Annotated in this window: 21 protein-coding genes; 20 read left to right on the top strand and 1 reads right to left on the bottom strand. The window is 63.7% G+C overall.

Annotation, left to right across the window (positions count from 1 at the left end):
- Positions 1-355: 355 nt before the first annotated feature.
- The 12 genes from mraZ (at position 356) to murB (ending at position 14,336) form a co-directional block, all read left to right on the top strand.
- A complete protein-coding gene (gene mraZ, locus CRO48_RS12375) occupies positions 356-796 on the top strand; it encodes a division/cell wall cluster transcriptional repressor MraZ (RefSeq protein WP_097139667.1) in 441 nt (146 codons plus the stop codon).
- A 14-nt stretch (positions 797-810) separates the two neighbouring features.
- Complete coding sequence (gene rsmH / locus CRO48_RS12370; RefSeq protein ID WP_097139665.1) at positions 811-1,836, top strand: 16S rRNA (cytosine(1402)-N(4))-methyltransferase RsmH; 1,026 nt, start codon at positions 811-813, stop codon at positions 1,834-1,836.
- A 3-nt stretch (positions 1,837-1,839) separates the two neighbouring features.
- Complete coding sequence (ftsL, locus tag CRO48_RS12365; protein ID WP_097139662.1) at positions 1,840-2,235, top strand: cell division protein FtsL; 396 nt, start codon at positions 1,840-1,842, stop codon at positions 2,233-2,235.
- Positions 2,235-3,986: a peptidoglycan D,D-transpeptidase FtsI family protein gene (locus tag CRO48_RS12360; RefSeq protein WP_097139660.1), complete on the top strand. Its 1,752-nt coding sequence runs from the start codon at positions 2,235-2,237 to the stop codon at positions 3,984-3,986. Before ftsL ends, CRO48_RS12360 begins: the two co-directional genes overlap by 1 nt.
- Positions 3,987-4,057: 71 nt before the next feature.
- The gene (locus CRO48_RS12355; protein WP_097139658.1) at positions 4,058-5,512 is read left to right on the top strand and encodes a UDP-N-acetylmuramoyl-L-alanyl-D-glutamate--2,6-diaminopimelate ligase; all 1,455 of its coding nucleotides are present in this window, start codon (positions 4,058-4,060) and stop codon (positions 5,510-5,512) included.
- Positions 5,509-6,942, top strand: a complete 1,434-nt coding sequence (locus CRO48_RS12350; protein ID WP_097139655.1) for a UDP-N-acetylmuramoylalanyl-D-glutamyl-2,6-diaminopimelate--D-alanyl-D-alanine ligase — start codon at positions 5,509-5,511, stop codon at positions 6,940-6,942. The genes CRO48_RS12355 and CRO48_RS12350 overlap by 4 nt, the downstream gene beginning before the upstream one ends.
- Positions 6,943-7,149: 207 nt before the next feature.
- A complete protein-coding gene (gene mraY / locus CRO48_RS12345; RefSeq protein ID WP_097139654.1) occupies positions 7,150-8,250 on the top strand; it encodes a phospho-N-acetylmuramoyl-pentapeptide-transferase in 1,101 nt (366 codons plus the stop codon).
- A gap of 4 nt (positions 8,251-8,254) precedes the next feature.
- On the top strand, positions 8,255-9,658 hold the full coding sequence (gene murD, locus CRO48_RS12340) for a UDP-N-acetylmuramoyl-L-alanine--D-glutamate ligase (protein WP_097139652.1): 1,404 nt from the start codon (positions 8,255-8,257) through the stop codon (positions 9,656-9,658).
- An 11-nt stretch (positions 9,659-9,669) separates the two neighbouring features.
- Positions 9,670-10,824: a putative lipid II flippase FtsW gene (ftsW, locus tag CRO48_RS12335; protein ID WP_097139650.1), complete on the top strand. Its 1,155-nt coding sequence runs from the start codon at positions 9,670-9,672 to the stop codon at positions 10,822-10,824.
- Positions 10,825-10,828: 4 nt separating this feature from the next.
- Positions 10,829-11,953: an undecaprenyldiphospho-muramoylpentapeptide beta-N-acetylglucosaminyltransferase gene (gene murG / locus CRO48_RS12330; RefSeq protein ID WP_097139648.1), complete on the top strand. Its 1,125-nt coding sequence runs from the start codon at positions 10,829-10,831 to the stop codon at positions 11,951-11,953.
- Positions 11,950-13,365, top strand: coding sequence for a UDP-N-acetylmuramate--L-alanine ligase (gene murC, locus CRO48_RS12325; RefSeq protein WP_097139647.1), 1,416 nt, complete (start codon positions 11,950-11,952; stop codon positions 13,363-13,365). Before murG ends, murC begins: the two co-directional genes overlap by 4 nt.
- Positions 13,362-14,336 carry a UDP-N-acetylmuramate dehydrogenase gene (gene murB / locus CRO48_RS12320; RefSeq protein WP_097139645.1) on the top strand — a complete coding sequence of 325 codons (975 nt, stop codon included), beginning with the start codon at positions 13,362-13,364 and terminating at the stop codon, positions 14,334-14,336. The genes murC and murB overlap by 4 nt, the downstream gene beginning before the upstream one ends.
- A gap of 76 nt (positions 14,337-14,412) precedes the next feature.
- Here murB and CRO48_RS12315 read toward each other — a convergent pair whose 3' ends face one another.
- Positions 14,413-15,717, bottom strand: a complete 1,305-nt coding sequence (locus CRO48_RS12315; RefSeq protein WP_097139643.1) for an MFS transporter — start codon at positions 15,715-15,717, stop codon at positions 14,413-14,415.
- 265 nt (positions 15,718-15,982) lie between these two features.
- Between CRO48_RS12315 and CRO48_RS12310 the strand changes: the two genes are divergently transcribed.
- The 8 genes from CRO48_RS12310 to CRO48_RS12275 all read left to right on the top strand — a co-directional run bounded on the left by CRO48_RS12310 (position 15,983) and on the right by CRO48_RS12275 (position 25,406).
- A complete protein-coding gene (locus tag CRO48_RS12310; protein ID WP_097139642.1) occupies positions 15,983-16,843 on the top strand; it encodes a GGDEF domain-containing protein in 861 nt (286 codons plus the stop codon).
- Between the two features lie 200 nt (positions 16,844-17,043).
- The gene (gene aqpZ / locus CRO48_RS12305) at positions 17,044-17,730 is read left to right on the top strand and encodes an aquaporin Z (RefSeq protein ID WP_097139640.1); all 687 of its coding nucleotides are present in this window, start codon (positions 17,044-17,046) and stop codon (positions 17,728-17,730) included.
- 352 nt (positions 17,731-18,082) lie between these two features.
- The gene (locus tag CRO48_RS12300; protein WP_097139638.1) at positions 18,083-19,006 is read left to right on the top strand and encodes a D-alanine--D-alanine ligase; all 924 of its coding nucleotides are present in this window, start codon (positions 18,083-18,085) and stop codon (positions 19,004-19,006) included.
- On the top strand, positions 18,994-19,926 hold the full coding sequence (locus tag CRO48_RS12295) for a cell division protein FtsQ/DivIB (protein ID WP_176526738.1): 933 nt from the start codon (positions 18,994-18,996) through the stop codon (positions 19,924-19,926). Before CRO48_RS12300 ends, CRO48_RS12295 begins: the two co-directional genes overlap by 13 nt.
- Entirely contained in the window at positions 19,923-21,254 is a 1,332-nt protein-coding gene (gene ftsA / locus CRO48_RS12290) for a cell division protein FtsA (RefSeq protein ID WP_097139634.1), read from the top strand. Before CRO48_RS12295 ends, ftsA begins: the two co-directional genes overlap by 4 nt.
- Before the next feature lie 95 nt (positions 21,255-21,349).
- Entirely contained in the window at positions 21,350-23,107 is a 1,758-nt protein-coding gene (gene ftsZ, locus CRO48_RS12285; RefSeq protein WP_097139632.1) for a cell division protein FtsZ, read from the top strand.
- A 314-nt stretch (positions 23,108-23,421) separates the two neighbouring features.
- On the top strand, positions 23,422-24,375 hold the full coding sequence (lpxC, locus tag CRO48_RS12280; protein WP_097139630.1) for a UDP-3-O-acyl-N-acetylglucosamine deacetylase: 954 nt from the start codon (positions 23,422-23,424) through the stop codon (positions 24,373-24,375).
- A gap of 167 nt (positions 24,376-24,542) precedes the next feature.
- Entirely contained in the window at positions 24,543-25,406 is an 864-nt protein-coding gene (locus CRO48_RS12275) for an outer membrane protein assembly factor BamD (protein ID WP_097139629.1), read from the top strand.
- Positions 25,407-25,425: the final 19 nt, after the last annotated feature.

Raw genomic sequence — 25,425 nt, 5'->3', positions numbered from 1 at the left:
GTTGTCGACGGCCGCTGCAGGCGCCGGAAATCCGGCAGAATTTGCAATTGAATCCAGTGGCTTGGGGCAGGGCGAGTAACCTTTCGTTAAACTTAACGGCTTATAAACAATTGATGGTCTCACTCCGGGAATCCGGCCAATTCCCATTGACGCCCATATGGTCCCATGGTATCCCATAGTCATACCGCACGAGGGCGAATGATCGCCCATTCATCGCAAAGTCCAGAAGCGTCCCGAGTGGGGATGGTGTGGCGTATCCGCGCTGCGCCCGGGTCGATTTGTGCGTGTGTGTTCTGTGGGGTTTTTCCGGCATTCAGTGGGTTTTCGCCGGTCAAGGAAGCGGCTGTAAGGCGTCATGAACCGGTTCCTGTCGAATGCGACAAACAGGATCGATGCGAAGGGGCGGGTCTCCGTTCCTTCGATGTTTCGGGCTGTTCTTGCGCAGCGCGACATCCGGGAGCTCTATTGCTTCCAGGATTTCGTGTTTCCGGCGATCAGTATCGGCGGTCTCGATCTGCTCGACCGGTTCGAGCGGCAGATCGCCGGCGAGGACCCTTTCTCGCCGGAGGCGAACCAGATGTCGCTCCTGATTCACGGGGGCGGCGTCTTCATGAAGCTCGATTCCGAAGGGCGGTTGATGGTCACGGATTTCATCCGCGACTTCACCGGAATTACGACGGATGTGACCTTCGTCGGTCGGGCGGATCATTTTCAGCTTTGGGCGCCGCAAACGTTCGAGGCAGTGCAGGCGGCGGCCAGGACGGAGCGCAGAGCGCGAGGTCTGGGCTCAGGATAGAGTGGAGAGACGGGATGGCGGCGGATGCAGGCGGAGGAAATTCTGAAGCCGATGGCGGATCGGTCCGCCACATCCCGGTTCTTCTTGCCGAGGTGCTTCAGGCGCTGAGACCGGCGCCCGGTGAAGTCATTCTCGACGGTACATTCGGGGCGGGCGGCTACACGTCCGCGATCCTCGACAGGGGTGCCTCGGTGATCGCGCTGGACCGTGATCCGAACGCGATCGCAGCCGGACAGGCGATGGTCGCTGCGTCCGGCGGACGCCTCACGCTCATCCATTCGCAGTTTTCCGAGCTTGCCCGCCATGTGCCCGAAGGCGGGCTCGACGGCGTCGTGCTCGATATCGGCGTCTCCTCGATGCAGCTCGACGAGGCCGAGCGCGGATTCTCCTTCCAGAAGACCGGCCCGCTCGATATGCGCATGTCGAGTGCCGGCGTTTCCGCCGCCGATGTCGTCAATCGCGCCAAGGTCTCCGATCTGATCCGCATCTTCGGCTTTCTCGGCGAGGAGAAGCAGGCCGGGCGCATCGCGCGCGCCATAGAGAAGCGCCGCGCTGATACACCGTTCGAGACCACCCGCGACCTTGCCGGGCTGATCGAGATCGTCACGCCGCGCAAGGCCAAGGACAAGATCCATCCGGCAACCCGTGTCTTCCAGGCGCTGCGCATCTTCGTCAATGACGAGCTGGGCGAGCTCGCGCGCGCGCTGTTTGCTGCCGAGCGGGCACTCAAGCCCGGCGGGCGGCTCGTCGTCGTCAGCTTCCATTCGTTGGAGGACCGCATCGTCAAGAAGTTCTTTCTCGATCGTTCCGGCAAATCCTCCGGCTCGCGCCATCTGCCCGAGCTAATAAAGCGCGACGTCATCTTCGCACCAGTTGGAAAGTCCATGATTGCCGCCAGCGAGGAGGAATGCGCCGTCAACCCCCGCGCGCGTTCGGCCAAGCTGCGGGCCGGCGAGCGGACATCGGCGCCTCCCGGCACGGATGACCTGTCGATTTTCGAACTGCCAGAACTTGCAAGCCTTGAAAAGATTGGAGGCTGATGGATGTTCCGCACCTTTGACGCGATCCTGGTCGTCGTGATGACCGCGGCCGCTACCGTGACATACACGATCAAGCACAAGGCCGAGAACAAGCTCGACGAAGTCCGCAAGCTCGATGCCGAAATCCAGCTGGAAGAGCACACGATCGACCTGTTGCGGGCGGACTGGGCGCTGCTGACGCAGCCTGCCCGCCTCAACAGGCTGGTCACCGCCTTCGAAAGCGACCTGAAGCTCGTGCCGACGGAATCCACACAACTCGCCCAGCCGAACGAATTGCCGATGCCGACCGCCGAATTGCCGGCGGTCGAGGAGGACGCCAAGGGCGCCGACAAGGTGGCGAAGGCCAAGGGCGCCCCGACGAACACGGATAAGATCAAGACAGGTTCGGTGGCACGCTGATGTCGTTTCTCTCCCGTATCATGGACGTCAAGAGCAAGGCCCATTTCTCACATGGCGGCAACGGCCGTCCGGCGGGCGCCACGGCGTCGACGGCCTTCCAGGGGCACCGCAAGCGCAGCGCTTCCCAGGCGCGCAGCCGCGTCGCCGTCGTCATGGCCGTCTTCGGGATCGCCTATTGCGTGGTCGGCGGGCGGCTGGTCCAGTACGGGATCACGGCTCCGGAATCGGTGTCGAGCATCGGCCCCGCGGACCATCTGCTCGCCTCCCGTCCCGACATCGTCGACCGCAACGGCGAAATACTTGCGACCGACATCCGTACGGTTTCGCTCTATGCCGAGCCGCACAAGATCGTCGATGTCGACGAGGCGCTGGAACAACTGCATACCGTTCTGCCGGAGCTTGACCCCAAGGCGACCTACAAGAAGCTCACCTCGAAATCGCGCTTCCAGTGGCTGCAGCGGCAGCTCACCCCGAAGCAGCAGAGCCGGATCCTGGCGCTCGGCATCCCCGGCGTCGGCTTCCGTCCGGAAAAACGCCGCTTCTATCCGAGCGGATCGGCCTCGGCCCACATCGTCGGCTACGTCAACATCGACAACCGCGGCATCGCGGGCATGGAACGCTACATCGACAACCAGGGTCTGGCCGACCTTGCCGCGCTCGGCATGACGAGCGACGCGAAGATGGAGCCGGTGCGTCTTTCGATCGACATTCGCGTCCAGTCGATGCTGCACGACGTGCTGACGCAATCCGTTGCGAAGTACCAGGCCGAGGCGGCTGGCGCGGTTGTCCTCGACGTCCATACGGGCGAGGTGCTCGCCATGGCATCGGTGCCGGACTACGACCCGAACAATCCGGCCGAGAGCGCCAAGGACGGCTGGCTGAACCGCATGTCCGACGGCACCTTCGAAATGGGCTCGACCTTCAAGACCTTCACCACGGCGATGGCGCTCGATTCGGGCAAGGTGAAGCTGACCGACAGCTTCGATGCGCGGTACCCGATCCGCATCGGCGGTTTCACGATCAAGGATTTCCACGGCAAGCACCGCGTCCTGACGGTGCCGGAGATATTCCAGTACTCGTCCAACATCGGTACCGCGAAGATGGCCGACATTGTCGGCATTCCCGGTCACAAGGAGTTCCTTACGCGGCTTGGCCTGCTCAGCAAGATGCAGACGGAGTTGCCGGAGGTGAAGTCGCCTTCGCAGCCGCGCGAATGGAAGAAGATCAATTCGATCACGATCTCCTTCGGTCACGGCGTATCAACGACCCCGCTGCAGACGGCGGTGGCCGGTGCCGCACTCGTCAACGGCGGCAAATACGTCCCGCCGACCTTCCTGCCGCGCAGCCGCGACGAGGCCGACGCCATGGCGCAGGCCGTTATCAAGCCGTCGACCGGCGAGGACATGAAGTTCCTGCTGCGCTGGAACGCCATGAACGGCTCGGGCAAGCGCGCGCTCGTCCCCGGCTTCAACGTCGGCGGCAAGACCGGCACGGCCGACAAGGTGGTCAACGGCCGCTATGCCAAGAACGGTCTCAATTTCAACGCCTTCCTTTCGGCGTTCCCGATCGACGATCCGCGATATGTGGTGCTGACTTTCATCGACGCACCAAAGACCGGCGAGGGCGGCGGACGGACTGCAGGCCTCAACGCGGCCCCCATGGTCGGCGAAATCATCCGCCGCAGCGCCCCACTTCTCGGTGTAAAGCCGAAATTCGGGGAGGACGGGTCTGCCTTGCTCGTGTCTTATTGAGCGCAGAATGAACGGTGCTTGAGCCGATTCGCGAAGAACGGCGGGGCGCCCAAAGAAAAACAGAGCTGGACATGAAGATTTCAGACCTTGCCGGAACCGAAATACCTGAGCTGGACGCCGGCGTGGCGGCTATAGAGATCAGCGGCATTTCGGCGGACAGCCGCAAGGTTTCCCCGGGCGACCTTTTCGTGGCTCTGCCCGGGACGAAGGCGGACGGCACGGCCTATGTGGCGGACGCCGTGGCGCGCGGCGCAGCCGCTGTCGTGACCGGGCAGGCAAGTGCGGCCCAGGCGCCGGTTCCTGTTCTGACGGTAGATAATCCCCGGCGGTTCCTCGCGCTTGCCGCGGCCCGCTTCTTCGCACGCCAGCCCGAAACCATGGTGGCCGTCACCGGCACTGCCGGCAAGACCTCCGTCGCCTCCTTCACGCGACAGATCTGGGCTCACGCCGGGCACCCCGCGGCGATGATCGGCACGACCGGCGTGACGGCGCCAGGCCGCGAAGACTACGGCTCGCTGACGACGCCCGATCCCGTTTCCCTGCACAAGCTTCTCGCCGAACTCGCCGACGCCGGCGTCACGCACGCGGCGATGGAGGCTTCCAGCCACGGGCTGGACCAGTCGCGCCTCGACGGCGTTCGCCTGACGGCCGCGGCCTTCACAAATCTCGGCCGCGACCACATGGACTATCATCCGACGGTCGAGCACTACATGGCCGCCAAGATGCGGCTGTTCGACACGCTCCTGCCGAAGGGTGCGCCCGCCGTCATTTTCGCCGACGACGAGTGGTCGAAGGCCGCAATCGAGGCCGCCACCAAAGCCGGGCTCGACGTTCGCACCGTCGGCCGCAAGGGCAGCTACCTCACGCTCAAGCGGGTCGAGCACTTCCGCCACAAGCAGATGGCGGAAGTCCATTTCGGCGACGAGATCTTCGAGATCCATATTCCGCTTGCCGGCGATTTCCAGATCGCCAACGCGCTCGTCGCGGCCGGCCTTGCGATGTCGACCGGCGTTTCGGCAAAAGCGGCGATGGCAGCACTCGGCCAACTGGTCGGCGCCTCCGGCAGGCTGGAACTGGTCGGGCATGCCAAGAACGGCGCGCTCGCCTACGTCGACTATGCCCACAAGCCGGATGCGCTGGAGAACGTCCTGTCTTCTGTGCGTCCGTTCACGTCCGGCCGGGTCATCGTCGTGTTCGGATGCGGCGGCGACCGCGACAAGGGCAAGCGGCCGATCATGGGCGAGATCGCCACCCGGCTTGCCGACGTGGTTTTCGTAACAGACGACAATCCACGCTCCGAAGTGCCGGAAGTGATCCGCTCGGAGATCATGGCGGCGGCCAAGGGCGCAACGGAAATCGGCGACCGTGCGACCGCGATCCGGTCCGCGGTTTCGATTCTGTCGGCGGGCGATACGCTGATCGTCGCCGGCAAGGGGCATGAAGAGGGGCAAACGATCGGCGGCGTGACGCTGCCGTTCTCCGATCACGCGGAACTCCGCAAAGCCCTGGAGGAACTCGACCGTTGACCCTTTTGTGGACACTTCCGGATCTCGTGGCGGCAACCCATGGCCGCCCGATCGGCAACCTTCCGGCCGGCATCACCGGCATTTCCATCGATAGCCGCTCGATCAGCCCGGGCGAGGCCTTCTTCGCCATCAGGGGCGACCGGGTGGACGGGCATGATTTCGCAAGCCTTGCCCACGCCAACGGGGCTGCTCTGCTCGTCGTGAGCGAGGGCAAGCTGCCCGCGCTCGGCCGGCTGACGGCGCCGATGCTCGTGGTGAACGACGTGCTGCAGGCGCTGATTGACCTCGGCTGTGCCGCGCGCGACCGTAGCGGCGCCAAGGTGATCGCCGTTACCGGTTCGGTCGGCAAGACGACGACGAAGGAAATGCTGCGGCACGCGCTTTCGGCGTGCGGCAGCGTGCATGCTTCCGTCGCCTCGTTCAATAACCACTGGGGCGTGCCGCTGACGCTGGCGCGCATGCCGGAAAACACGGCCTATGGCGTCTTCGAAATCGGCATGAACCACGCCGACGAGATCCGGCCCCTGGTGAAGATGGTGCGGCCGCACGTGGCCATCATCACGACGATTGCCGCCGCCCATCTCGGCAATTTTGCCGGCATAGACGAGATCGCGCTGGCGAAAGCGGAGATTTTCGAAGGGCTTGCGCCGGGTGGGCATGCGTTGCTCAACCTCGACAATCCCCAGTTCCCCATTCTGGAGAAAGCGGCGAAGGCAGCCGGTGTCGACCATGTCCACACGTTCGGCGCGGACCCGCAGGCGGAATTCCGCCTGATCGAGTTCGTGGCCGGCGCGCAGCACAACGTGCTTTGGGCGTCCATCGGCGGACAGACGCTGGAGATCCCCATGGGCGCTCCCGGCCGTCACATCGCCGAGAATGCCGTGTCTGTCCTGGGCGCGGCCCATCTCGTCGGCGCCGACATCGAAAAGGTTATGCATGCGCTTGCGACGATGCAGCCGGAGAAGGGTCGGGGACGACGCTACCGGCTGTCGATCGGCAACAGCTACTTCACGCTCATCGACGACAGCTACAACGCCAATCCGGCCTCCATGCGGGCAGCGATCTCGCTTCTGCGCGACGCGGTCCCCGGGCAAGACGGGCGGCGCATCGCCGTCCTCGGCGACATGCTGGAGATGGGCGAGTTCTCGTCCGACGTGCATGCGCAGCTGGCGGAGCCTCTGGCCGAAGCCGGTATCGAGGACATCTGGATCGGCGGGCCGGAAATGGCAGCACTCAATGCGGCAATCGGCGACAGCGCACGGGTGGAATACCGCGGAAACGCGGATGCGATGATCGAATTTGTTCTTGGAGCAGTGCGTCCCGGTGACGTCCTTGTGGTCAAATCGTCGAAATCGACCGGTTTCAGCCGGATCGTCTCGGCGTTGCTTGACAAGTACGAGGCATTCTCCGACACGGAGCGCACAGAATGATGCGCCGCGTGACCTCCGGGTGCGCGGCGTTCTGACGAATAGTATTGGCGCATGGCGGCGGACGGCTTACGACCCCGTTGCCTGCGCGAGGGGATAGGCAGGGCACGTCGCTCCTGCGCTTCCAATTTCGACACTTGTGCGGGGACGTTGCGATGGGCGGTATTCGTCCGGCTGCGCCCCTGTAGAACCTTTGGGGATAATTCCAGAATGCTGCTTTGGCTTGTCGAACTGGCGAAAGAAATCCAGATCTTCAACCTCTTTCGCTACATCACGTTCCGCACGGGCGCAGCGCTGTTTACTTCCGCGGCCATCGTCTTCCTGTTCGGGCCGGCCATCATCGCATCCCTGCGCGTGCGCCAGGGCAAGGGCCAGCCGATCCGGGCGGACGGGCCGCAGACGCATTTCAAGAAGGCCGGCACGCCCACCATGGGCGGGATCATGATTCTCGCCGGTATCGTCGGCAGCTCGCTTCTGTGGGCGGATCTTTCGAACATCTACGTCGTGGCGACGCTGCTGGTGACCCTCGGCTTCGGCGCCATCGGCTTCTACGACGACTACCTGAAAGTGACGAAGCAAACCGACAAGGGCTTTTCCGGCAAGGCGCGGCTCGGGCTGGAGTTCATCATCGCCGGCATTGCGACCTACTTCATGATGCGGGCGGCCATCGCCGCCGGCCCTGACGGTTCGACGCTCGGCTCGTCCGTGGCATTTCCGTTCGCCAAGGACCTTCTGCTCAATCTCGGGCTGTTCTTCGTCTTCTTCGGCGGTTTCGTCATCGTGGCGGCCGGTAATGCCGTGAACCTGACGGATGGCCTCGACGGGCTGGCGACGGTGCCGGTCATGATTTCGGCCGCATCCTTCGGGGTGATCGCCTATCTCGCCGGCAATGCCGTCTTTGCAAACTACCTGCAGATCCATTTCATCCCCGGCACCGGCGAGCTGGCCGTCATCCTCGGCGCGGTGATCGGTGCCGGCCTCGGCTTCCTCTGGTTCAATGCGCCGCCGGCCGCAATCTTCATGGGCGATACCGGTTCGCTGGCGCTCGGCGGCCTGATCGGCACCGTTGCCGTCGCCACCAAGCACGAGATCGTCATGGCCATCATCGGCGGCCTGTTCGTGATGGAAACGCTGTCGGTGATCATCCAGGTCGGTTCGTTCAAGCTCACCGGCAAGCGCGTCTTCCTGATGGCGCCGATCCACCATCACTTCGAGAAGAAGGGCTGGACGGAGAGCCAGGTGGTGATCCGCTTCTGGATCATCGCGGTCATCCTGGCGCTCGTCGGTCTCTCGACCCTGAAACTGCGGTGATCCGATGATCCCGGTCACGACGCTCAAGGACAGAAACGTCGCGCTCTTCGGCCTCGGAGGTTCGGGCCTTGCGACGGCGCAGGCGCTCGTGGCGGGCGGTGCGAAGGTCTTCGCCTGGGACGACAATCCCGACAGCGTTGCCAAGGCTGCGTCGGCGGGCATCGCCACGGGCGATCTTCGCAAGCTCGACTGGAGCGGCGTTGCGGCCTTCGTTCTGTCGCCGGGCGTGCCGCTGACCCATCCCAAGCCGCACTGGAGCGTCGATCTGGCGCGAGCGGCCGGCGTCGAGATCATTGGTGACGTCGAGCTGTTCGTGCGCGAGCGGCGTGCGCATGCGCCCGATTGCCCCTTCATCGCGATTACCGGCACCAACGGCAAGTCGACCACGACGGCGCTGATCGCGCATATCCTCAAGGCGAGCGGCCGGGATACGCAGCTCGGCGGCAACATCGGTACCGCCGTTCTGACGCTCGATCCGCCGAAGGCAGGCCGTTTCTACGTGGTCGAGTGCTCCTCCTACCAGATCGATCTCGCCCCGACGATCGATCCGACGGCGGGCATCCTGCTGAACCTGACGCCTGACCACCTCGACCGGCACGGGACGATGCAGCACTATGCGGACGTCAAGGAACGGCTGGTCGCCGGCAGCGACACCGCGATCGTTGCCGTCGACGACAGCTTCACGACCTTGATCGCCGATCGGGTCGAACGGGCCGGCACGAAGGTCGTGCGCATTTCGCGCCGCCAGCCCGTCGCGGACGGGCTTTATGCCGAGGGAACGCATATTCGCCTTGCGCACGGCGGCGGCACGCGCGAACTGATCGATCTGTCGCCGATCCAGACCTTGCGTGGTGGGCACAACGCACAGAACGCGGCAGCCGCGATTGCGGCGTGCCTGGCGGTCGGCGTCAGCGAAGAGCATATCCGCGCGGGCCTGTCGTCCTTTCCCGGCCTCAAGCATCGCATGCAGCCGGTCGGCCGCAAGGATCATGTCGTCTTCGTCAACGACAGCAAGGCGACCAATGCGGAGGCGGCCGCGCCTGCGCTTTCGAGCTATGATCGGATCTACTGGATCGCGGGCGGACTGCCGAAGGAGGGCGGGATCGCCAGCCTGACCGGCTTCTTCCCGAAGATCGCCAAGGCCTATCTGATCGGCGAGGCCGCCGCGGCGTTCGCCGCCACCCTCGGCGAGAGCGTACCTTACGAAATTTCTGGCACGCTGGAGCGGGCCGTGGCGCATGCCGCAGCGGATGCGGAGAAGGACGGGGCCGGTCCGCTCGCCGTTCTGCTCTCCCCGGCTTGCGCAAGCTTCGATCAGTACAAGAATTTCGAAGTCAGAGGTGATGACTTCGTCGGCCATGTAGCAGCGCTTCCGGGCGTGACCATGCTGATAGAGACCAACGGTTAGGGGGATGTGCCATGGTTAGTCGTGCCGAGCGTGGTCCGGTAGCCGACTGGTTCTGGACAATAGACAGGTTCTTTCTCGCCGCCTTCATCCTCCTGATGGGGATCGGCTTCATGCTGTCGTTTGCGGCAAGCCCCGCGGTGGCCGAGCGCCTGAACCTCGACAGCTTCCACTTCGTCAAGCGACATGCCTTGTTTCTGGTTCCGGCGATCGCGACGATGGTGGCGATCTCGTTCCTTTCCCCGCGCCAGGTGAGGCGGACGGCGGCAATCCTGCTGATCGTTTCGCTGGCCGCCATGGTGCTGGCGCTTTTCTTCGGCGTCGAGGTCAAGGGCGCGCGGCGCTGGCTCTCGATCGGCAGCCTGTCGATCCAGCCTTCCGAGTTCATGAAGCCCGCCTTCGTCGTCATCTGCGCCTGGCTCTTCTCCGAACATGCTAGGCAGCCGGAAATCCCCGGCAACCTTTTCGCCATCATGCTCTACGGCATCGTGGCGGCACTTCTGGTCGCTCAGCCCGACCTCGGCCAGACGATCCTCGTCACCGCCGTCTGGGGCGGCATGTTCTTCATGGCCGGCATGCCCTGGATCTGGATCATCCTGCTCGGCAGCGTGGCGCTCGGCGGTTTTGCCGTCGCCTACTACATGTTCGACCACGTGGCCGGCCGTGTGGACCGCTTCCTCACCGGCGAGGGCGATACGTTTCAGGTCGATACCGCGCGCGAGGCGATCATTCGCGGTGACTGGTTCGGCAAGGGGCCGGGCGAGGGCGTGGTAAAGCGCATCATCCCGGACAGCCACACCGACTTCATCTTCTCGGTTGCCGCCGAGGAGTTCGGCATCATCTTCTGCATGATCATCGTGGCGGTGTTCGCATTCGTCGTCCTGCGCGGGTTGAACCACGCCTTCAAGGAGCGCAACGACTTCACCCGTTTCGCCGTCGCCGGGCTGGTACTCCTGATCGGTACCCAGTCGATGATCAATGTCGGCGTGAACCTCGAACTGCTGCCGGCGAAGGGCATGACGCTGCCGCTGATTTCCTACGGCGGTTCGTCGATGACGGCGATCTGCGTCACGGCCGGCTTTATCCTGGCACTGACCCGACACCGGCCGGAAAAGCGCGCCACCGAGCGCAGCCTGTTCCGTTCGGGCATGGTCGCGCCTGCGGAGTAACGGAATGGCAAAAGGCATCATCCTTCTCGCCGCCGGGGGTACCGGCGGCCATCTGTTTCCGGCCGAAGCCCTTGCGCACGAGCTCAAGGCGAGCGGCTGGTCGGTGCATCTCGTGACCGACAGCCGCGCGGAGCGCTTCGCCGGAAAATTCCCGGCCGACGAGATCCATGTCGTGCCATCGGCAACGATCGGTTCGAAGAATCCGGTCAAGCTGGCCTCGTCGCTGTGGACGCTGTGGAAGGGGCTGCGCGCCGCCAGGCGCCTGATGTCGCGGCTTCGCCCGAGTGCGGTCGTCGGCTTCGGCGGCTATCCGACGCTGCCGCCGCTCCTTGCCGCCACCGGCATGGGGATCCCTTCGATGATCCACGAGCAGAACGCGGTGATGGGCCGGGCCAACAAGGCGCTTGCCCCGCGCGTGCGGGCGATCGCCGGCGGCTTCCTGGCGGACGGCCAGGGTCCCTATGCAGCAAAGACGGTGGTGACCGGAAATCCGGTGCGGCCTGCCGTGATCGCCGCCGCAACGGTGCCTTATGCGGCCCCCGAGGCAGGCGGCGAGTTCCGGCTCGTCGTTTTCGGCGGCAGCCAGGGGGCGCAATTCTTCTCCAATGCCGTTCCACAGGCGATCTGCCGCCTGCACGAAGGCAAACGCGCCCGCCTGCGCCTGACCCAGCAGGCGCGTCCGGAAGACAGGGAAGGGGTGGAAGCGATCTACGGCAAGCTCGGGATCGCCGCCGACGTTTCGCCGTTCTTCACCGACATGGCCGACCGTCTTGCCAGGGCGCATCTCGTGATCTGCCGCTCGGGAGCCTCGACGGTCTCGGAAATCTCCGTGATCGGCCGGCCTGCCATTCTCGTGCCCTACCCCTATGCGCTGGATCACGATCAGGCAGCGAATGCTGCAGCCCTTGCCGCCACCGGCGGCGCAAAGGTGATTGCGCAATCCGAGCTTTCCCCGGAGAAACTGTCGACCATCATCGCAGAGGCGATGAAGAACCCGGAGCGGCTGGCGGAGATGGCGTCCAGCGCCCGAAAGGCAGGAAAGCCGGATGCCGCGCGCTTGCTCGCGGGGATGGTAGAGGCTATTGCGAGCGGCAAGACGATCGAAGAATTCAAGGGAGAACGGCCATGAAGATGCCGAAGAGCATAGGGCTCGTTCATTTCATCGGAATCGGCGGAATCGGCATGAGCGGCATCGCCGAGGTGCTGCACAATCTCGGCCACCGCGTCCAGGGCTCCGACCAGTCCGACAGCGCGAACGTGCAGCGGCTGCGCGACAAGGGCATCGAGGTCTTCGTCGGCCACAAGGCGGAGAACGTCGGCGATGCCGAGGTCGTCGTCGTCTCGACTGCGATCAAGAAGAACAATCCCGAACTGATCGCTGCCCGCGAGAAGCTTCTGCCGGTCGTGCGCCGCGCGGAGATGCTGGCGGAACTGATGCGATTCCGGAACGCGATCGCCATCGGCGGCACCCACGGCAAGACGACGACCACATCCATGGTCGCAGCCCTGCTCGAGGCCGGCGGCCTGGACCCGACCGTAATCAACGGCGGCATCATCAACGCCTACGGCACCAACGCCCGCATGGGCGAGGGTGAATGGATGGTGGTGGAGGCGGACGAGTCCGACGGAACCTTCCTCAAGCTTCCCGCCGACGTCGCAGTCGTGACGAACATCGATCCCGAGCACCTGGACCACTACGGCAATTTCGACGCGGTTCGCGCCGCCTTCCGCCAGTTCGTCGAGAACGTTCCCTTCTATGGTTTCGGGGTGATGTGCCTCGACCATCCGGAAGTCCAGACCATGGTCAGCCGTATCGAGGACCGGAAAGTCATCACCTACGGTGAGAACCCGCAGGCCGACGTCCGCTTCGGCAATGTCCGCATGGATGGCGCGACCTCCGTCTTCGACGTGGAGATCCGCAGGCGCCGCACCGGCCAGGTGATCGAGCTGAAGGGGCTGCGCCTGCCGATGCCCGGCCGCCACAACGTGTCGAACGCGACGGCTGCGATCGCCGTGGCGCAGCGGCTCGGCATGTCGCCCGAGGACATTGCCCGCGGGCTCGCCTCCTTCGGCGGGGTGAAGCGACGCTTCACGCTGACAGGCACCTGGAATGGGGTAAGCGTCTACGACGACTACGGCCACCATCCCGTCGAGATCAAGGCGGTGCTTCGTGCCGCACGCGAGGCATGCCAGGGGCGAATCATCGCCGTGCATCAGCCGCATCGCTACACGCGCGTACACAGCCTGTTCGAGGAATTCGCCGGCTGCTTCAACGACGCTGACACGATTTTGATCGCACCGATCTACGCCGCGGGAGAGGAACCGATCGAGGGGATCACCGCCGAAACGCTGGTTTCGCGGATCAAGTCGGGCGGTCATCGCGATGCGCGCTTCCTGGAAGGGCCGGAGAAGCTCGCCTCCACCATTGGCGCCATTGCTAATCCGGGCGACTTTGTGGTTCTCTTGGGGGCGGGCAGCATCACCTATTGGGCGGCGGCGCTGCCGCAGGAATTGGACGGCATTTCAGGAAAGACGGCATGAAGCAGGTGGATGGCGGGAAATTGCTGGCGTCTCTGGGCGACGGCATCAAGGAAGTGCGCGGCAGACTGACGCCGGACGCGCCGATGGACCGCGTCACCTGGTTCCGTGCCGGCGGGCTGGCTGAACTGATGTTCCAGCCGCACGACACGGATGACCTCGTGACCTTCCTGAAGCTCGTGCCGGATGAGGTTCCGGTCATGGTCGTCGGCGTCGGCTCGAACCTGCTCGTGCGTGACGGGGGGATCCGCGGCGTGGTCGTGCGCCTGTCGGCCAAGGGGTTCGGCGATCTCGAACTGGTGGGCGACAACAGGATCAAGGCCGGCGCGATCTGCCCGGACAAGAACATCGCCGCGATGGCGCTCGACAACAGCATCGCCGGCTTCGAGTTCTATTACGGCATCCCCGGCTCGATCGGCGGCGCGCTGCGCATGAATGCGGGCGCGAACGGCGGCGAGACGAAGGACCTTGTCGCCGAGGTGCATGCGGTCGATCGCAAGGGCAATACCTATGTGCTTTCGAATGCCGACATGGGCTATAGCTACCGCCACTCGAAGGCGCCGGACGGGCTGATCTTCACGCACGCCGTTTTCCAGGGGCATGCCGGCGACAGGGGCGAGATTCGCGAAAAGATGGACGCCGTGCGCCAGCACCGCGAAACGGTGCAGCCGATCCGCGAGAAGACCGGCGGCTCCACGTTCAAGAACCCGGAAGAGCATTCGGCCTGGAAGCTGATCGACGAGGCCGGCTGCCGCGGGCTGATGATCGGCGGGGCGCAGATGTCGCCCATGCACTGCAACTTCATGATCAACACAGGGCAGGCGACGGGCTACGAGCTGGAATATCTCGGCGAGACGGTTCGCAGCCGCGTGCTCGAGCACTCCGGTGTCATGCTGCAATGGGAAATCAAGCGCGTCGGCAATTTCATGCCCGGCTACGAGATCAAGGAATTCCTCGGCCGCGCCACGGCCTGAGTTCTCTCTGACGCAATCGCAAAAGAAAACGCCGCGGTGGTGCCGCGGCGTTTCTCGTTTCAAATGGCGGAGAGGATCAGACCTCTTCCTTACCCGACAGCAGGATGCAGATGAGCGTGACCACCGCGGCGATGCCGAGGTAGTAGCCGACATAGGTCATGCCGTAGTTGGCCTGCAGATAGGTCGCGATGTAGGGCGCAAGCGATGCGCCGAAAATGCCGGCGAAGTTGAACGTGATCGACGATCCCGTGTAGCGCACCTTCGTGGGGAAGGGGGCCGCCAGTGCCGTGCCGATGAGGCCATAGGTCATGCCCATCAGCGCCATCGCCAGGATCACGAAGACGAAGATGCCGCTTTCGCCGCTCGTCATCAGGCCCGGCAGGAAGAACGAGAAGATGCCGATCAGGACGGTGGTCGCGATCAGGATCTCGCGGCGGCCGAACTTCTCGGCGAGCTTGCCGGCGATCGGGATGAAGATGCCGAAAAGCACAGAACCGAGAAGCTGAATTTCCAGCGCCTCGACGAACGGGATCTGCAGCACCTTGACGTTGTAGGACAGCAGATAGGCCGAGCCGATGTAGAACAGCACGAAGGTCGCGAGCGCCACGAAGGTGCCGAGAACCAGGCTGCGCTTGTGGTTGCGGAAGAGTTCCACGACGGGAACTTCCACGCGTTCCTTCTTCTCTATGGCCTTCTGGAACGCCGGGGTCTCCGTGATCGACAGGCGAACCCAGAGGCCGACGGCGATGAGTGCTATCGAGGCGATGAACGGCACGCGCCATCCCCAGGCAAGCAGCGATTCCTGCGACATGAAATGAAGCAGGACCCAGAAGACGCCGGAAGACAGGAACAGGCCGACGGGGGCGCCGAGCTGCGGGAACATGCCATACCAGCTACGCTTGCCCGGAGGGGCGTTTTCGGTGGCAAGAAGTACCGCGCCGCCCCATTCGCCGCCCAGGCCGAAGCCCTGGCCGAACCGGCACAGCGCCAGAAGCAGCGGTGCGAGCACGCCGATGGTTTCATAGGACGGCAGCAGGCCGATGACGACGGTGGAAATGCCCATGGTCAAAAGCGCTGCCACGAGCGTCGTCTTTCGGCCGATGCGGTCGCCATAGTGGCCGAACACGATTGCACCGAGCGGACGGGCGAAGAAGGCAATCGAGAAGGTCGCGAAGGAGGCGAGCAGCGCCGTGGTCGGGTCGCTGTTCGGGAAGAACAGCGTCGGGAAGACCAGCACGGCGGCGGTGGCGTATACGTAGAAATCGAAGAATTCGATGGTCGTACCGACCAAGCTTGCAAAAAGGACACGCGCCGGGGAATTGATGGCGGAGGTAGTCGTATGCGTAGCGGCCGGTGACACCGTCGATGAAGTGTCACTCATTGTACTTTGCCTTATCTTGAATGTTGCGACGCCCTCTTGGGACGGGCGTTCCGGCGTGCTTTAAGGCATGTGGCCGAATTGCGAAACAACAAAAGTGCGCAAGCGCGAACGCTAAGATAATTTTTACGACTTTCGGCAATCGATCGCGACATTTTCAGCCGAATCCGGCATGGGATTCGATCTATGCGTGCGAGAATCCACACGCTAAACCGTCCGAATTGTTAACGACAGGCAACTAGCATGCGCCCGCCCTCTGGAGGCTGAGATGAGCGAACGGGTGAAATCGTGGGTGAACCGGCAGCTGTCGCTCGGGGAGTTTTCCTCGCGCGCGCAGGTCGTGCGCCGTTCTGCCGCGATGGCGTTGCGCATCACCGTTCTGGCCTACGGCTTGAACGTGTCGGCGCATCTGTTTCTCTATGCGGCCGGACTTCTGCCCTACGATCTTTTCGACGCTCTCGTCATCGCGACGGTGCTGACGCCGTTCGTTGCGCTGACGGTGGCCTTCATCGCCTACTATGTCGTCGGGCTTGCAGTCTACGAGCTGTCGGTTTCGCATGCCGAGTTCGAGCGGCTGAGCAAGACGGACTCGCTGTCGGGCCTCCTCAACCGCCGCGCGTTTCTCAAGGCATGCGAGACCGCTGTTTCTCCCGTCGCCCTTGTCATTCTCGACGTCGATCGCTTCAAGTCGATCAACGACAGCCTGGGGCATGCCGCCGGCGACGATGTCATCGTTGCGATTGCCGCCCAGCTCGAAGGTCGGTCCGGTGGCGGGCATATCGTTTCGCGCATTGGCGGCGAGGAGTTCGCGGTGCTCGTCTGCGGGCTGTCGTCCGAGGAAACGATGCGTTTCGTCGAGGCGCTGCGTCAGGCGGTCCGCGACAGGCCGATTGCCGTGGGGGAAGGCTCCGTTTCCGTGACGATATCCGCCGGCATTGCCGACTGGCTGCCCGGACGAAGCTTCGATGAGGTCTTTTCCCATGCCGATCGGGCACTTTATCTCGCCAAGGTCGCAGGTCGCGACCGCATCGTCCATGAGCGCGAAATCGCGAATGTGGGCCGGGTGATCCGCTTCAACACCGATCCGATTGCGGAAACGATCCGCAATGCGATGGGCATCCACGGCTAAAGCGTCCGATCGCCGCGATCCGCGACCTGAACTCTCTTGCTGGCAACCTTGACCGGAATCGATTTCCGCGTGATTGCTAACGTGCGGTTTTCGCGAAATGCAGAGGCCGGACCGGGGTACATTTCAGGAAGGGCGTTTGCATAGCTTCAACAGCGGTCCGCCCCTTCGACGTGCGGGGCTGCCGCAGCGGGGGAATCTATATGCTCAAGAGGCTTTCGGCTGAATTTCTTGGTACTTTCTGGCTTGTTTTTGGTGGTTGCGGCAGCGCCGTCCTTGCCGCTGCGTTCCCTGATGTCGGGATAGGCCTGCTGGGCGTGTCTCTCGCTTTCGGTCTGACGGTGCTAACGATGGCCTATGCCGTCGGCGGCATATCGGGCGGCCATTTCAATCCTGCCGTTTCGGTCGGCCTGGCGGTTGCCGGCAAGTTTCCAGCCTCCAGTCTGGTGCAATACATCATCGCACAGGTGGCGGGCGCGATCGTGGCCGCGCTGGTGCTCTACTTCATCGCCACCGGCAAGCCCGGCTTCGAACTCGGCGGCTTTGCATCCAACGGCTATGGCGCGCATTCGCCGGGCGGCTATTCCGTCACTTCGGCTTTCCTGATCGAGGTGGTGATGACGTTCATGTTCATCTTCATCATCCTCGGCGCGACGCATGGCCGTGTCCCGGTCGGTTTCGCGCCGATCGCCATCGGACTGGCGCTGACGCTCATCCATCTGGTCTCCATTCCGGTGACCAACACCTCCGTCAATCCGGCGCGCTCCACCGGCGTGGCGCTGATCGTGGGCGACTGGGCGATCGCGCAGCTCTGGCTGTTCTGGCTCGCGCCGATCGTCGGCGGGGCGCTGGGCGCGCTTGCATGGAAGGCGGTCGGCGAGGACGATTGAGTACCAGCCGGCCCCGGAGCTGCCTCGAAACAGGTTCGGGGCAGCCTGCATCTGCGAAGGAGTGCGACACCCCGCTTCGGCCCTGCCGGAGCGGGGTGTGTCGTTTCATAGCTCGTACGCAAAGCTTGCATTGCGGCCAACTCTCTGATTCCAAGGCAGGAATCGGTTGAACGTCTTGATTCGGCACGCCCGCGTTAACCCGTTCGCGTCGTCCGGTTAACGAAAGTAAACGGTTCATTAACCATAATGTCGTTGTAGTGACACCAGAGCGGCAATTCGAGTCGCTGCGCAGGTTGGCATCAGGCCCGCGCAAGCGACTCCAGCCAAAGTGTGCGAGAGTCCGGGGGTCTAGATGAGCAAGCATGTCGCTGTGCTGATGGGTGGGTTTTCCTCAGAAAGGCCTGTCAGCCTTTCGTCGGGCAATGCCTGCGCGGATGCGCTCGAAGCTCATGGATACCGTGTGACCCGCGTCGACGTCGGCTACGATGTCGCCGCCGTGCTGTCGGATCTGAAGCCGGACGTCGCGTTCAACGCACTCCACGGCCCGTTCGGCGAAGACGGAAAGATCCAGGGCCTCCTGGAATATCTGCAGATCCCCTATACCCATTCCGGCGTTCTCGCCTCGGCGCTTGCCATGGACAAGGCCCAGGCGAAGATCGTCGCCAAGGCCGCGGGGATACCCGTTGCCGAAGCGCGGCTCATGAACCGCTTCGACATCACGTCGAGCCATCCGATGAAGCCGCCCTATGTCGTCAAGCCGGTCCGCGAGGGGTCCAGCTTCGGCGTGGTGATCGTGAAGGAGGATCAGCCGCATCCCCCGCAGGTGATCACTTCCGACGAGTGGCGCTATGGTGACCAGGTCATGGTCGAGCGCTACGTCTACGGCCGCGAACTCACCTGCGGCGTCATGGGCGATGTTGCTCTCGGGGTGACGGAAGTGGTGCCGCAGGGGCACGGTTTTTACGATTATGATGCAAAATACGTTAAAGGCGGCTCTCGCCACGTTCTTCCTGCGCAAATTTCACCAAATATTTACCAAAAAATACAAACACTCGCACTCAAGGCGCATCAAGCGATCGGGTGCCGCGGCGTCAGCAGATCGGACTTTCGATATGATGACCGCTTCTCCGAAAATGGCGAGATCGTGTGGCTGGAAATCAATACGCAGCCCGGCATGACTCCGACGTCCCTGGTGCCCGAGATGGCCGATCATGCCGGTCATTCCTTTGGCGAATTCTTGAGTTGTATGGTGGAGGACGCGTCTTGTTTGCGTTGACCGGCAAGAAAAGAAGCAGGGTACGTCAGCCGGACGCTGCAGGTCTGGTGGAGGCCGAATCCGGTCGGGTACTGCCGCGCCCGCTGCGTCGCATCGTGCGTTTTGCCGTCAGTCTTGCTGTCGGCCGGGTTCCGATACCGCGCCACGCCGGCACGGTTGCCGCCGTCTCGTTCCTGGCCGCGACCGGCTTCTACGGCATGTCGCTCGGCGGCCACACGCAGGATTTCGCCCAGTCGACCACGACGGCTGCCGGCTTTGCCATCGACGACGTGAAGGTTTCCGGTGCCCGCGAGACCTCCGAGATCGATATCCTCGAGCAACTCGGCCTCGATGGCACGACCTCGCTCGTCGCCCTCGATATCGAGGAGGCGCGGCAGAAGCTCGCAAAGCTGCCCTGGGTCGAGCATGTCTCGGTTCGCAAGGTCTATCCCGGCACCATCGAGATCACGCTGAAGGAGCGCACCGCGTTTGCGATCTGGCAGCACGGCAACGACCTGTCGCTGATCGAAAAGAACGGCAGCGTCATCGCACCGCTGCGCGACAACAAGTTCTCGGCATTGCCGCTGTTCGTTGGCCGGGACGCGGAGGCTGCCGCCGCCGATTTCGACAAGCAGTTCGACAACTGGCCGGAGATCAAGGCGCGCGTTCGGGCCTATGTCCGGGTTGCCGGCCGCCGCTGGGACCTGCGTCTGGACAACGGCGTGATCGTCATGCTGCCGGAAATGAACGTGCCGCGTGCGATGGAGCAGCTCTTCCGGCTGCAGGCGGAGCAGGGGGTCCTCGAGCGCGATATCGCAGCCGTCGACCTGAGGCTCGAAGACCGCACGACGATCCGCCTGACCGAGGGGGCGCTGGAGCGCCGCAAGGTCGTCCTCGATCAGCGCACTAAGGAACTCAAGAAGGTAACCGATCGCTCATGAGTATCTTCGGCTCCTCCCATTTCGGTCTGCCTCGCCTTAAGCCGCTCAATTCGAAGCGGTCTCATGTCGTTTCGGTGCTCGATATCGGCTCGACCAAGGTCGTCTGCATGATCGGCAAGCTGACGCCGCGTCCGGAAAGCGAAATCCTTCCGGGCCGCACGCACTCGATCGAGATCATCGGCATCGGCCATCATCGCTCCCGCGGCGTCAAGAACGGCGTGATCGCCGACCTCGATGCGGCAGAAAGCGTCGTGCGGCTGGCGGTGGATGCCGCAGAGCGCATGGCGGGGCTGACGATCGATAGCCTGATCGTCAACGTTTCAGCCGGGCGGCTGCAGAGCGACATCTACACCGGCACGATCGACCTCGGCGGCCAGGAAGTCGAAGCGGCCGACCTGCGCAAGGTGCTGGCCGCCGCCGGCCAGCGCTCGATCCGCCAGGACCGGGCCATCCTGCATTCGCTTCCGACAGGTTACTCGCTCGATGGCGAGCGCGGCATCCGCGACCCGCTGTCGATGTACGGCGACGTCCTCGGCGTGGACATGCATGTGCTGACGGCCGAGCGGACGGCGCTGAAGAACTTGGAGCTTTGCGTTAACCGTGCGCACCTCTCGGTCGAGGGCATGGTGGCAACCCCGTATGCGAGCGGCCTCTCGGCACTCGTCGACGACGAAGTGGAACTTGGCTGCGCCTGCATCGACATGGGCGGCGGCACGACGGCGATCTCGGTTTTCGCCGAGGGCAAGCTCGTGCATGCCGACGCCGTCGCGCTCGGCGGCCACCATGTCACGACTGACATCGCCCGCGGCCTCTCCACCCGGATCGAGGATGCCGAGCGGCTGAAGGTCGTGCACGGTTCGGCGCTGCCGAACGCATCCGACGAAAGCGACATCGTAGCCGTCCCGCCGATCGGCGAGGACGATCGCGACCAGCCGACCCACGTGCCGCGCGCGCTGCTTTCGCGCATCGTCTGCGCCCGCATCGAGGAAACGCTGGAGCTGATCCGCGACAGGATCCAGCGCTCCGGCTTCTCGCCAATCGTCGGAAAGAGAATCGTGCTGACGGGTGGTGCCAGCCAGCTCACGGGACTGCCGGAAGCCGCGCGCCGGATCCTCGCGCGCAACGTTCGCGTCGGGCGGCCGCTCGGCGTTTCGGGCCTGCCTGCCGCGGCCAAGGGTGCGGCGTTTTCCACGGCGGTCGGCCTGATGATCTATCCGCAGGTGGCGGAGTTGGAAGCGCATTCGACGCAGGGCGGCATGCTTGCGTCGCTTGCAGGAGGAAACGGCCGGATCGCCCGCATGGGGCAGTGGCTGAAGGAAAGTTTCTGACGGGTTTGCCGCCGGGTGAAGCGTAAGGCGGATACGAAATTGGACAATTTGGCCGTGTGGCGACGCGGGCCGGAACAGACAAAGGAACAAATGCAATGACGATCAAGCTGCAGAAGCCGGACATCACTGAGCTGAAGCCCCGCATCACCGTGTTCGGTGTCGGCGGCGGCGGCGGCAACGCTGTCAACAACATGATCACGGCCGGCCTCCAGGGCGTCGACTTCGTCGTCGCCAACACGGATGCCCAGGCGCTGACGATGACCAAGGCCGAACGCATCATCCAGATGGGCGCCCAGGTGACCGAGGGTCTCGGCGCCGGCTCGCAGCCCGAAGTCGGCCGCGCGGCCGCCGAGGAGTGCATTGACGAGATCATTGATCACCTGCATGGCACGCACATGTGCTTCGTCACCGCCGGCATGGGTGGCGGTACGGGCACGGGTGCAGCTCCGATCGTCGCGCAGGCGGCCCGCAACAAGGGCATCCTGACCGTCGGCGTCGTCACCAAGCCGTTCCACTTCGAAGGCGGCCGCCGCATGCGACTTGCCGAGCAGGGTATCCAGGAACTGCAGAAGTCGGTGGATACGCTGATCGTGATCCCGAACCAGAACCTCTTCCGGATCGCCAACGACAAGACCACCTTTGCCGACGCGTTTGCCATGGCCGACCAGGTGCTCTATTCGGGCGTCGCCTGCATCACCGACCTGATGGTCAAGGAAGGCCTGATCAACCTCGACTTCGCCGACGTCCGCTCGGTGATGCGCGAAATGGGCCGTGCGATGATGGGCACCGGCGAGGCTTCCGGCGAAGGCCGCGCGATGGCAGCAGCCGAAGCCGCCATTGCCAACCCGCTGCTCGACGAAACCTCGATGAAGGGCGCACAGGGCCTGCTGATCTCTATCACCGGCGGCCGCGACCTCACGCTGTTCGAAGTGGACGAGGCTGCGACCCGCATCCGCGAGGAAGTCGATCCGGACGCCAACATCATCCTCGGCGCCACCTTCGACGAGGAACTGGAAGGCCTGATCCGCGTCTCCGTCGTTGCCACCGGCATCGACCGCGCCGCCGCTGAGGTTGCCGGCAAGTCTGCCGACTTTCGTCCGGTGAACAAGCCGCTGGTCCGTCCGTCGGCTGCCGTTCCGCCGCAGCCGCAGGTCTCCCAGCCGGTCGCTCCGGCGCCAGCTCCGGTCATGACGCAGCCGGCAGCGCCGCAACCTGTCGCTCCGCAGCCGGTCAAGGCGGTCGATCCGATCGCCGAGACGATCCGAGCCGCTGAACTCGGCCTGGAGCGCGAGCTCTCCCTGCCGGAAGCAAAGCCCGCTCCGGTCCAGCACGAAGAGTTCCGCCCGCAGAGCCGCCTCTTTGCTGCCGCTCCGGCAGCGGAAGCCCCGGTTGCCGCCCGTCCGGCACCGGCACCGCAGGCTCAGTATCAGCAGCCGCAGTATCAGCAGCCTGCGCCCGTCGCCCAGCGCGCCGAGCCGGCCGCTCCGATCATCCGCGAAGAGCCGGTAGCGACGCGTATGCCCAAGATCGAGGACTTCCCCCCGGTCGTCCAGGCAGAGATGGAACGCCGCGTTCAGCCGCCGGTGCAGGCGCAGCCGGAAGAGCGTGGTCCGATGGGGCTTCTGAAGCGCATCACCAACTCGCTCTCGCGCCGTGACGAGGAAGAGCATCACGCCGCTGTCGAGCCGGCAGCGCCGGCACCCCAACGCCGCACGCTGTCGCCGGAGGCGAGCGTCTACGCACCGCGCCGCGGACAGCTCGACGACCACGGCCGCGTCAATTCGCAGCCGCGCGCGCTGAGCGAGGACGACCAGCTGGAGATCCCCGCCTTCCTGCGCCGCCAGTCGAACTGACGGGTGTAACATGATGTCATATTCGGGCCCGGATCGATGATCCGGGCCCGAATTTTTATCAGCAATTTCAGATTGTTATTTGGTTTCTGTGGGGCGTAACAAAGCGAAAGAAACAGTGATTTGTATCGGACGGGGCGCGCAACTACATTCCGGCCAGAAACGAGGCCATGGCATTGATTCATGGGCGGTTTTCCAGGCCCTGCCAAGGTTTCGGTAGTGCAGCCCCCGTTGCCGGATGTCGGCGGTTGAGAGGCGCGCGAAGTTATAAGTGACGGCCGGCGTGCAGCGCCGGTCTAAAGATAAGGCGAATTAGAATGTCCATCAGCTTGCTGGGTTTTCAGACGACGATCTCTAGCCCGGTCACGATTTCGGGAACCGGCGTCCATTCGGGCGCTACCGTCTCGATCACGTTTCATCCGTCCGAGGCCGACACCGGCATCGTATTCCAGCGCGTGCACGACAACGGCAACGTGAACGAATACCGCGCGGTTTCCTCGCAGGTGGGCAATACCGATCTTTGCACCGTGCTCGGCTTCTCACCCGAGAAGTCGATCGCGACGATCGAGCATGTGATGGCTGCGCTTTATGCGCTGTCGCTCGACAACGTCCTCATCGAGGTCAGCGGCGCGGAAATGCCGATCATGGACGGCAGCTCGGCGCCCTTCATCGAAGCGATCGACCAGGTTGGTCTGCGCCCGCTTGCCGTCAAGCGCCGCTACATCCGCGTCATCAAGCCGGTGCGCGTCGAATCGGGTTCGTCGTGGGCCGAGTTCTCCCCGCATGACGGCACGCGCTTCGAGGTCGAGATCGATTTCGACTGCCCGCTGATCGGCCGCCAGGCCTGGAAGGGCGAACTGACGCCTGCCACGTTCCGGACCGAGCTTTCCCGCGCCCGCACCTTCGGGTTCATGCGCGACGTCGAGCGTCTGTGGGCCGCCGGTTACGCACTCGGCTCGTCGCTCGAAAACTCCGTGGTCATTTCCGATGACAACACGGTCATCAACGTCGAGGGGCTGCGTTATGGCGACGAGTTCGCCCGTCACAAGACGCTGGACGCCGTCGGAGACCTGGCGCTGGCCGGTGCGCAGTTCATCGGCTGCTACCGCTCCTATCGCGGCGGGCACAAGATGAACGCGATGGCGCTGAAGGCGCTTTTGAACGATCGCACGGCATACGAGGTGGTCGAGGCTTCCGCTCCCCGCGCACGTGCAGGCAAGCGTGAACTCATCGCGGTCAACGCACCGGAATTCGCCCCCTGGTCGGCCTGAGTCGGGAAGCGGGGGATATCCCCGCATCGCGATGGTTTCACACAATCTTTGCCATAAAATTGCGTTAATGCGCCTGCATGGCGTTGCGGTCTCCGCAAGTTTGGGGCTAGAACGCGGTAATTGAACGGCGCTCGAACAGGGCGCCGTGCTGATATTGGGATTGTCAGATGAAATTTGCAGGGATTGTCGATGCTAAGCGTTGGACGCGGATTATCTGCGTCGCTCTCCTGTCGACGGCGCCGCTGGTGCTGACAGCATGCCAAAGCGATCCCGATATCGACATCACCAAGCTGACAGCAGAGACCGAGTCGCCGGAAGTGCTCTATAATCAGGGCCTTGCCAACCTCAATGCCGGCAAGGTGACCGAGGCTTCGCGCAAGTTCGCGGCGATCGACCGGCAGCATCCGTTCTCCGAGTATGCGCGCAAGGCTCTGGTGATGAACGCCTTCGTCAACTATCGGCAGGGCGCGACCGAGGAGGCGATTACCGCCGGAACGCGTTATCTGAACCTCTATCCCGAATCGGAAGACGCCGCCTACGCCCAGTACATTGTCGGCCTCGCCTATGCAAAGCAGATCCCGAGCGTGACGCAGGACCAGCGCGCCGCGACGAAGACGATCGAGGCGATGCAGAACGTCGTCAACAAGTATCCGGATTCTGAGTATGTCGAGGACGCGCAGACGAAGATCCGTTTCGCGCGCGACCAGCTGGCCGGCAAGGAGATGCAGGTCGGGCGCTACTATCTCGAGCGCAAGGAATATCTGGCGGCCATTACCCGCTTCCGGACCGTCGTCGAGCAGTATCCGTCCACCAACCAGATCGAAGAAGCGCTGGCACGTCTGGTCGAAGCCTATTATGCGATGGGTATTTCCACCGAAGCGCAAACCGCCGCCGCTGTCCTTGGTCACAACTATCCGGACAGCCAGTGGTATGCCGACTCCTACAAGCTTCTGCAGTCCAAGGGACTGGAGCCGCGGGAGAATGCGGGTTCCTGGATTTCGCGCGCCGGCAAGCAGTTGATTGGCGCCTGAGCTAAAGAGATACGACACC

The sequence above is a fragment of the Rhizobium subbaraonis genome, assembly GCF_900220975.1.
In the GTDB taxonomy this organism is placed as follows: domain Bacteria; phylum Pseudomonadota; class Alphaproteobacteria; order Rhizobiales; family Rhizobiaceae; genus Mycoplana; species Mycoplana subbaraonis.
This window is presented reverse-complemented; position numbering and strand designations above follow the sequence as displayed.